Consider the following 2335-nt stretch of genomic DNA (forward strand, 5'->3'; position numbering starts at 1 on the left):
TCGGTGGCGACGACGCTGCTGGCGCTGGTGTTCGCGGTGCCGCTGGCGTTCGGCATTGCCTTCTGGCTGGTGGAGATGGCGCCTGCGGTGGTGGCGGGGCCGATCGGGATGGCGGTGCAGCTTCTGGCGGCGGTGCCGTCGATCATTTTCGGGATGTGGGGCTTCTTCGTGATCGTGCCGGCGATGGCGCATTACGTGCAGCCCTGGGCGCGGCGGCATCTGGGGCATCTGCCTGGGGTCGGCACGCTGTTCCAGGGGCCGCCCTACGGGACCGGACTGCTGACGGCGGGGCTGGTGCTGGCGGTGATGGTGACGCCGTTCGTGTGCGCGGTGATGCGCGACGTGTTCGTGGCGATGCCGGCGCAGATCCGCGAGAGTGCCTATGGGCTGGGTGCGACGCGGTGGGAGGTGATGCGCAGCGTGACGCTGCCCTGGTCGCGGCCGGCGCTGATCGGCGGGATCATGCTGGGGATGGGGCGCGCGCTGGGCGAGACGATGGCGGTGACGTTCGTGATCGGCAACACCAACCGGATCGGCTGGTCGCTGTTTTCGCCGGGGAACACGATCGCCTCGCTGATCGCGCTGGAATTTCCAGAGAGCCCGGCGGGGAGCCTGAAGCTGGCGTCGCTGCTGGCGCTGGGGTTCATCCTGATGGTGATCTCGTTCCTGACGCTGGCCTGTTCGCGGCTGCTGCTGCGCCGTGGAGGGGGCTGAGATGGGGCGCGCGGTGATGGAGGCCGGTGCGGCCACGGTGGGGGCGGGCTGGAACCGTCCCGGCGGGCTGGCGCTGCGGCGGCGGCTGGTGGACCGGGTGGCGACGGGGCTGAGCATCGCGGCGACGATGATCGTGCTGCTGGCGCTGGGGTCGATCCTGCTGACGCTGCTGGTGCGCGGGCTGCCGGGCCTGTCATGGGGCACGCTGGTGCACACGATGGCGCCGCCGGGGAGCAATGGCGGGCTGGCCAACGCGATCATGGGCAGCCTGGTGCAGACCGGCTTTGCGGCGGCGATCGGCACGCCGGTGGGGCTGCTGACGGGGATCTACCTGTCGGAATATGCGCGCGACGGGCGGGTGGTGGACGTGGTGCGCTTCGTGTCGGACATGATGCTGTCGGCGCCGTCGATCCTGGTCGGGCTGTTCGTGTATATGCTGCTGGTGATGCCGTTCGGGCATTTTTCGGGGCTGTCGGGGGGGATTGCGCTGGCGGTGCTGTTCGTGCCGGTGGTGGTGCGGACGACCGAGGACATGCTGCGGCTGGTGCCGCTGACGATGCGCGAGGCGGCGTATGCGCTGGGGGCGCCGAAATGGCGTGTGGTGCTGCAGGTGTGCCTGCGGGCGGCGCGCGGTGGCGTGCTGACGGGCATTCTGCTGGCGGTGGCGCGGGTGTCGGGGGAGACGGCGCCGCTGCTGTTCACCTCGCTGGGGAACATGAACTGGTCGCTGGACCCGGTGGCGCCGATGGCGAGCCTGCCGGTGGCGATCTATCAGTATGCGGGCTCGGCCTATGATGACTGGGTGCAGCTTGCCTGGACGGGGGCGCTGCTGATCACGACGGGGGTGCTGGCGCTGAACGTGCTGGTGCGGTTGTGGAGCCGGCAGGCTGGATCTGGACGCTGACGCTGAACCTGACGGGTTGGGAAATACGATTATGGATGGGACGGTGATGCAGGACGCGGCGTCGGCGCTGGCAGTGCGGGGACTGGATTTCTGGTATGGGGCGAACCACGCGCTGAAGGGCATCACGATGGATTTCCCGGCACGGCGGGTGACGGGGATGATCGGGCCGTCGGGGTGCGGGAAATCGACGCTGCTGCGGGTGCTGAACCGGATGTATGACCTGTATCCCGGGCAGCGGGCGACGGGGGAGGTGCTGTTCGACGGGCGGAACATCCTGTCGTCGGACCTGAACGTGCTGCGGGCGCGGGTGGGGATGGTGTTCCAGAAGCCGACGCCGTTTCCGATGTCGATCTACGAGAACATCGCCTTCGGGGTGCGGCTGCATGAGCGGCTGTCGCGGTCCGAGATGGACGAGCGGGTGGAGGACGTGCTGCGGCGGGTGGCGCTGTGGGGCGAGGTGAAGGACCGGCTGGGGGCGTCGGCGGCGGCGCTGTCGGGCGGGCAGCAGCAGCGGCTGTGCATCGCGCGGACGATCGCGACGCGGCCGGAGGTGATCCTGCTCGACGAGCCGACCAGTGCGCTGGACCCGATCTCGACGGCGCGGATCGAGGAATTGCTGGACGAGCTGAAAGGCGAGTTCACGATCGCGATCGTGACGCATAACATGCAGCAGGCGGCGCGCTGCGCGGATCGGGTGGCGTTCTTCTACATGGGCGA

The 2335-nt window shown here is 69.2% G+C and carries 3 protein-coding genes; all 3 read left to right on the plus strand.

Annotation, left to right across the window (positions count from 1 at the left end):
• A partial coding sequence (gene pstC, locus HLH36_RS19340; protein WP_182987907.1) for a phosphate ABC transporter permease subunit PstC occupies nt 1-714 on the plus strand: 714 nt, incomplete at its 5' end.
• Nucleotide 715: 1 nt separating this feature from the next.
• A complete protein-coding gene (pstA, locus tag HLH36_RS19345) occupies nt 716-1618 on the plus strand; it encodes a phosphate ABC transporter permease PstA (RefSeq protein ID WP_246377049.1) in 903 nt (300 codons plus the stop codon).
• Nucleotides 1619-1649: 31 nt separating this feature from the next.
• A partial coding sequence (locus HLH36_RS19350) for a phosphate ABC transporter ATP-binding protein (protein WP_182987908.1) occupies nt 1650-2335 on the plus strand: 686 nt, incomplete at its 3' end.

This window comes from Gluconacetobacter aggeris, from assembly GCF_014174395.1.
Classification (GTDB): domain Bacteria; phylum Pseudomonadota; class Alphaproteobacteria; order Acetobacterales; family Acetobacteraceae; genus Gluconacetobacter; species Gluconacetobacter aggeris.